Consider the following 7,835-nt stretch of genomic DNA (forward strand, 5'->3'; position numbering starts at 1 on the left):
TCCATTGCCGTTTAATAAAATTGAAATAAAAACCAGTTCGTAAGTATTCGAAATAAAAGGCCCACCATCACTATTTACAATGAGTTAATGTGCAGAATATGTTACGCACGATGAAAGACCTGACCCCGGTTTTCGGTTTTCCGGTTTTGACCCCGGTTTTCCGGTTTTCTTAAAGGTCGCATTGTCCGAGTGGTTTGGAGTCGGTTTATAAATGATAAAGGGGAGACGGAAACCAAGTTGTTCTTATCAACCAATCCTGATCTTGAGGCCAAGGAGGTTTTATTGGCTTACTCAATAAGGTGGCCAATTGAACCCATGTTTCAGCAGCTGAAACATCAATTTGGGTGGAAAAACCGGGGTCAGATCTTTCATTGTGCATATCCATTGCCGTTTAATAAAATTGAAATAAAAACCAGTTCGTAAGTATTCGAAATAAAAGGCCCACCATCACTATTTACAATGAGTTAATGTGCAGAATATGTTACGCACGATGAAAGACCTGACCCCGGTTTTCCGGTTTTCGGTTTTCTTTCCGCGGTTTTCCGTACCGTTCTGCGAGGGGCTGGCGGGGAAGTTCCGCCGGTCTACTCTTCAGGTACTGTCGCACAGGCAGCTTAGAAAACTCTGGGCAAGTTGCAAGGTAATGCTTTACGCCACAGCTGAACTCACTTGAAAAAGTCGTCAAAGAGATGAATTCAGGCGTTGGGTTGGTCGAGTCGAACCTTCAAACTGGCAGAGAAGGGTAGAGGCTGTCTATCACTCCATTTTTAGTCTGCGCCGTAAATAGACGATACGACCTGATTTCAATTCCAGACAGCATCGTAAAAACCGGATTTGACCCATGGCGTCAAATCCGGTTTTCTTCCTGTCAGGTGTTTACCCCATTTACCGGACGTAACCGGAATACATAACCGTATGCCTGTGCTGGTAACTGATACTTCGCTGGCGGTAATGACCCCCAGGAGTTTTGTCCACCGGTACCCATTTGCGCCAGGTCGATATTCCAGGTGGTCAAATCACCCGGTTGTACATCAACACCATGTTTACAGGTCATCGGTGTTAAACCGGAAGCACCCATACCTCCCGCATCTGCAACAAAATCCAGCTCATCTGCGGCAAAAGGCCAGGCGCTGGTATTCAGCAGAGTCTCTTCAGCAATAGCCTCAAGACCCATACCCTCAGCGTTCAGCAAACGCACCCAGCGAACATCGGTTTTATTGCCGCTTTCCTGGGGGCGTGGATAGGCATGGAACTGCTCCCAGGTAGTGCCGCCGTAAATAGCTGCTTTAGCACCTTTACGGTCTGCGTAGGTTTCTACGGGACCGCGACCAAACCATTGCATAAATTTGAACTCAGCAGGCAGGGTCAGCTGCATGCCGAAGCGCATCATCACTGGCAGTTCTTTATTCCCCGGCACAAATTGGCTTTCTACCCTTACTTCACCATCAGCAAAAATGTTGTAGGTCAGGGTGTATTCACTTTCAATCGTTGGCAGCACGAAGCGGGTAACTATTTTTACTTCATGGGTGTTCAAAGGCTCAGCGTCAATAGAGGTCAGTTGACGACTATTGGCGGCATTTTTCCAAATGTCGGCCCATTCAAAAGCCCTTGCACCCAGATCGTTGTCTGTGAGTCCGCGCCAGAAGTTGGGTTCCAGACCGGTACGAATCAGGTTGTGACCATTCACAGAGAATTCACTCATCTGACCGGTACTACGGTCAAAACGAATGGCAAAGTCACGGCCGGATACCAGCGTTTCTGAATCGGTATTATGGAGTTCCAACGTCTCGTGTTGTGGCATAACGGGGTGCTGGCAGGGCGGACGCTGAGTGAGCGCAAACTGATCCCAGGCGTATTCATAGCCAGATCCGGTAAACGGTTCTTCATTCTGGCTGACGGCACTGAGTGTGATCAGGTATTCGCTGGTTATTTTGCTGTCTATATCGGACAGGTCAATTTCCAGGGGACTGCGCAAACCTGCTTCAGCAGAAATAGTGCCAAGAGATCCTTTATGGATGGTTTTACCATCTTCGGAAATCTCATAGTGGATAGCCAGATGATCCAGATTGATATAGTCATAACGGTTTTCTATTTCGAAATGACCTGCCGCAGCATCAATAGCGTGGAAGCGAACCGGCTGATACACCTTTTTCACTTCTGCCATATGAGGGTGAGGCGTGCGATCAGCGGCGACCAGACCGTCATTCATAAAGTTGCCGTCGGTGGGCATGTCCGGATGATAGTCTTTACCGTATCCCCAGAACTTCTGACCTTTGTCGTTAGTCATTTCCAGAGCATGATCCATCCACTCCCAGATGAAACCGCCCTGCAGGCACTGACTGTTATCGATAATCTTCCAGTAATCTCCCAAAATTCCCACAGAGTTACCCATGGCATGAGCGTATTCGATCATGATCATCGGGCGACCGTCGCTTTGTTGGGCGAAGGCTTCCAGACGCTCCAGGGTCGGATACATGGGGCAGACAATATCGGTGTACGATGCTTCTCCGGCGGGTTCGTACTGAACCGGACGGCTGCAATCACGCTCTTTGGTCCAGTTATACAGGGTTTCAAAGACGCAGCCTTTGCCTGCTTCGTTACCCATGGACCAGATAATGACACAGGCGTGGTTTTTGTCTCTTTCCACCATGGCCTGCATGCGATCCAGATGAGCCGGAATCCAGGATTCGGTATCACCAATCTGGGTCTCCGGTGACAGAGCCAGTGGATGAGATTCTATATTGGCTTCATCCACCACATACAGACCATGTTCATCGCACAACTGATACCAGCGTGAATGACTGGGGAAATGGCTGGTGCGTACCGCATTGATGTTGTGTTCTTTCATCAGGCGGATATCGGTGCGCATGGTTTCTTCGGTGGCTACATGGCCCAGGGTCGGGTGCAGCTCGTGACGATTCACGCCTTTGATTTTGATGGCTATGCCATTAATGGTCAGCTGTCCGTTAATAATATCAATGCGACGGAAACCAATTTTATGGGAGGTGCATTCCAGAATCTCGCCATTGGCATTTGAAAGCGTCAGCAGCAACGTATAAAGGTTAGGGGTTTCAGCATTCCACAGGCGAGGGCTGTCCACTTCAGCAGTGAATGTCAGGCGACTTGCGTGGTTTTCGAAGGCAACGCTTTGCTGTTGGCTGACTATGGCAGAAAAACTTTTCTTGTCGTCCAGTAACTGCGCCTTAACGGTGAACCCGACAGGTCCGGTATCTGAATAATGTTTCAGATCAATACTCAGGTTGATGGAGCCCTGGGAGAATGTGCTGTCCAGAGAGGCTTTGCAGTCAAAATCAAAAATACGGGCTTTGCCGGTGGAGTAAATGAATACTTCCCGCTCCAGACCAGACATATCCAGCATGTCCTGTTTTTCAAGATAACTGGCGTTGGACCAGCGGTAAATCTCCAGGGCAATGGTGTTTTCCCCTTCTCGAACATAAGGGGAGATATTGAATTCTGCCGGGTTTTTGGCGTTCTGGGTGTAACCGACCCGCTGACCATTAATCCAGATAAAGGTGGCAGTACGGGCACCGGCCAGTTGTAGGAATATTTCACGATCATGCCAGCTGTCGTCCATGATAAACGTACGACGATAGGAACCTACCGGGTTGTAATCTCTTGGGACTTTTGGCCATTCTGTGGTGAATGGGAAGCGCTCATCCAGATAAATGGCCTTATCAAAGCCCTGGGCTTCCCAGTTGCCCGGTACCTGAATATTGTCCCAGGCAGATACATCATAGTCTTCGGTGTGAAAATCTTTCGGGCGTGATTCCGGATTATGGGCGCAATTGAATTTCCACAGACCATTCAGAGAAAGGTAATTACCTGCCAGCTCCGGCTTGTTGTTGATGGCCAGTGATTCATGGGCAAAAGGAAACACGTGAGTGCGGGGTGCTTCCTTGTTGATACCATTAATCTGGTGATTTTCCATCACCGCTGGAACATGGTTAATCTCTTCAAAAAGATCAATGGCTTGTTTGCCAATGGAAATAACAGCGCTCATGAGGATTATCCAGGGAATGTATGAAAGCCATCAGTCAGAGAGTCTGGCTGATGGCTGTAACAGTTAGGCTAAAAAGGGTACTTAAGACAGAACAGTCTGGGCAGTACCTTGCTCTTGAGTACGCTTGATATAGCGGCTGTACCACATATTGGCAGCACCCAGGAAGACCACAACACCAGACACATTATAGAGCAGAATCTGCACGATATCGCCGCCGGTAGGGAAGGTCGCTGCCAGGAAGCCAATAGTAAAGATGATCAGCAGCATAGCAGTGATGCCCATGCCGACGGTACGGGAACCCATACGGAATTCACGCGGGGTGTCGTCATACTTCAGACGCAGTACAAAGTAAGCAACCATGATGAAGATAGGTGGCAACATCGCGGTTGCTGCGGTCATGTTGATGGTGATACTCATCAAGTCCTGAGCCGTATCACTGCCCAGGGCAGGAATCAGCATCAGTGGAATAACGATGAAGAACTGAGCCCATGCTGCGCGTGCAGGTACACCGTGTTTATTCAGCTCGGTAGTTTTCTTGCCGTAGATACCTTTTGGAATCTCAGAGAAGTGAATCTTAACCGGAGTGGCAGACCACATCAGCAGGCTACCAAACATGGCGGCAAACAATACGACACCAACCACACGACCTGTCAGTTCAGTAGAGAAGCCATAGTGTTTAGCCATGCCGGTAAACACTTCAACCATACCGCCGGTGTAAGTCAGTTCAGCCCGTGGCACGAATACGTTGATCAGCAGAGAGCCAACCGCATACATAATACCAATGGCGATACCGGCACCGATGATGATTTTAACGAAGGTTTTGGTTCCACCTTTCACATCATTCAGATAAACAGCAATACTTTCAGCACCACCAGCCGCCTGGAAAATCCAGCACATAATGCCCAGGGTGGTCCATGTAATAGTCGGGGTCAAAGCATCCATGGAAATTGGGTCAGCAGGCTCAAGTCCGCCTATTACAGCGCCGCCAGCGAGGACGATGTAACCAATCGTAAGAGCCAGTACAACAGTGGCTACCACCGAAGTGATCTTACCGAGCCAGCTGGCACCGCGGGTGGATATGAAGGTGGCAAATGCAAACAGCATGATGGAAACAACCGCTGTAGCCATCGGTGAGAAGGTCTGCTCATAGCCCAGCAATGCGTAGGAAGCGTAGGCAATAACGTTAGGCAGCAGAGAGGTGAACCAGAACAGGTTGACAAAGAAGTAGGTGAAGGAGCCCAGGTAAGCCGCACGTTCACCCAGAGGCTTTTTCAGCCAGTCATACATTCCGGATTCAGAGTTTTTATTAGCAGAGACAAACTCTGCCACGATGAATACAAATGGAATGAAATAAATAAGCGTGGCCAGCAGGAAAATCGGAGCAGAACTCAGACCCAGTTCAATATTGTTATTGACAATATTACGAACGTTGAATACTGCCGTGAAAGTCAGGGCAAGCAAGGCAAATTTACCTATAGTGCCCCTGTTTATATCGCTCATGATTGCTCCGGTTTTGCTAAAATTTATTTTAAAATCATTAGTTTGTGGCTGAGAGAACCGTCATGACTTCCATCCCGTAACTTCCATAAATGGAGCATCAGGGCGAATTTCCGGAAACCACTTAAAACCACTGAGTTAAATTTACTGGTTTACTTGCGCTTTTTTTCAGGGAAACTTTTACTAAAATTATTTTAACCAAGGGGGGCGGCGTTTTTCTTGATCCAGATCAATTTTTGTTCAGTAATTTGCTATTCAAAGCAATAATGAATGCTTTTTTACAGCTATTAACAGATACGCACATGCTGGCAGGTGGGGATATGTGATTCATATGGGGGGCAGGATATTTTGCTGGAATCCGCGATATTTTTGCTAAAAATGCCTGATCTATAGGCCAACATTACCGTGTTAAGGCAGCTGTGCCAGTACTCAATCCGACAGTACTTGATATGGCTCATCTCTTTATTCATTGACTTCAAAGTAGCTTCTCAAAGGGGATAACACCGAAAATACAGCTCGCCCCGAGCCATGAAGATAGCTGTATTTTTTATAGGCCACTGGTCAAGCCCGCACTACTCCCCGACAACCTCATGACGGGTTGTTCCCCGCAACGTTAAGGTGGCAGGTACAGTAACTTTTAGTGGAATTGACCGCGCTTCCCGGATTTGATCCACCAGCAGGTTCACGGCCTGAGTACCCAGTAGTTCTGATTCGATACGAAAGGTTGACAGGGGTGGGAAGGTGAATTTTGCTATGGGGATATCGTTCACACTGAGCAGTGAAAAGTCTTCTGGTATACGAATGTTGTTTTCGTGCAGTGCACGAAGAACACCAATGGCGATAGAGTCAGAGGCAACAAAAAAAGCATCAGGATAATTTCCTTTCAGCATCTTCGTAGCCAGTTCATAACCTGAGGAGCTTGAGAACTCACCACGATATATATCATCCGGGGATACCACGCCCTGCTGTTGACCGTATTCTGCAAAGGAGACTTCGCGTTCGTCCATAGAGTCCGTTGAGTCCTGTCCGCCAATATACCCGATTCGGGTATAGCCCCGGGAAATGAAGTAATCTATCGCATCACGACTGATTTGGGTCAGATCCGCATAGATACAATCAGTACTATCCCATTGTGTGTCTACACACACCAGATTGCCTGATAAGCGCCTGGTCTGGTTTAGCTGTTCTTTAGGAAGAATGCCCACCGAAACCACACCATCAATATCTTTGTATTCTTCATAGCCTTTTGGTTCGTAACTACTAAGCAGTTTGATATTCAGTTTTTTGCACTGGGTTTCAATGGCGTACCGGATTGACAGGTAATAGGGGTCGTTTATCTCTGTTTCCTGTGAGTAATTATATTGTGCAAAAAAACAGTAATCTGTCCGTTGTCGTGTTTTGCGGTTGCGACTGGTTGTGTATTCCAGTCGGCTGGCGATATCATGAATAGATTGTCGTGTTTCGTTCTTCACACTAATGGACGGGTCGTCGTTAAGAACCCGGGAAACTGTCGAGAGGGAGACGCCAGCCTCCTGTGCAATTTCCTTTAGAGTAGCCATTTTACATCTCCGATAGTAATCAGCAGCCTCCTCCTCCTGACATGTCAGGAAAACCTGGCTATAAATAAGTTGGAATGCGGTAAAACTGGAAAGGTAAAACTTTACTGGATTTAGATGGCTAAGTAAATTTTGTTGTCGGCTCCCCCCTCTTCAGGGGGAACCTGACAGGGTGATAATCTTATTCTGTCAAAGTGAACTACCTACTATCAGAAAAATTACTATGAAAATATGCAAAGATGAGTTCGGTGTAAACAATCATGGTCAAATGGTTCATAGCTTTGAACTGAAAACCGGAAAACCGGAATCAGGAAAACCGGGGTCAGGTCTTTCTTTTTGCATTGTGTCAACCGAAGCTTTCGACTAACCAAAAATCACACTACCGCCTATCAAATTTCGCCTTTCACTTATTAATAAAGTGCCTGAGTACGCATATATCGAAACAGCGTGTGTAGCTCTTGTTACCAGGAACGAACATCCGGGGTCTTTTTTAATCTTGCAGCTATGAAAGTTTCAAGATCCAAGCGTGTATTTGATGATGTTATCTGCGTTTTAAGGCTACAGATATACAATATCCGCTAAATTATATGTCTGATTGTCTTGATAGCGTTTTCATTGGACATTCCAACCCATGGCGGGGATAGGCCTGAAAACCGGGGTGGGTCTTGATTCTTGACTTTCTCATACCTCCGCCCCGAACTGCACCAGACTTGGCGCAGTACTTTTTAATAAATGCCTTCTGCCCTGTAGAAATTGACTCG

At 47.2% G+C, this 7,835-nt stretch carries 3 protein-coding genes; all 3 read right to left on the minus strand.

Going from position 1 to position 7,835, the window contains the following annotated elements; translation table 11 throughout:
* Positions 1-868: 868 nt before the first annotated feature.
* Positions 869-4,021 carry a glycoside hydrolase family 2 TIM barrel-domain containing protein gene (locus RM811_RS21185; RefSeq protein ID WP_402528041.1) on the minus strand — a complete coding sequence of 1,051 codons (3,153 nt, stop codon included), beginning with the start codon at positions 4,019-4,021 and terminating at the stop codon, positions 869-871.
* A gap of 81 nt (positions 4,022-4,102) precedes the next feature.
* Positions 4,103-5,521: an amino acid permease gene (locus RM811_RS21190; protein ID WP_402528044.1), complete on the minus strand. Its 1,419-nt coding sequence runs from the start codon at positions 5,519-5,521 to the stop codon at positions 4,103-4,105.
* A gap of 569 nt (positions 5,522-6,090) precedes the next feature.
* Complete coding sequence (gene ebgR / locus RM811_RS21195; RefSeq protein WP_402528047.1) at positions 6,091-7,077, minus strand: transcriptional regulator EbgR; 987 nt, start codon at positions 7,075-7,077, stop codon at positions 6,091-6,093.
* Positions 7,078-7,835: the final 758 nt, after the last annotated feature.

Source organism: Endozoicomonas sp. (assembly GCF_031844845.1).
Taxonomy (GTDB): domain Bacteria; phylum Pseudomonadota; class Gammaproteobacteria; order Pseudomonadales; family Endozoicomonadaceae; genus Endozoicomonas.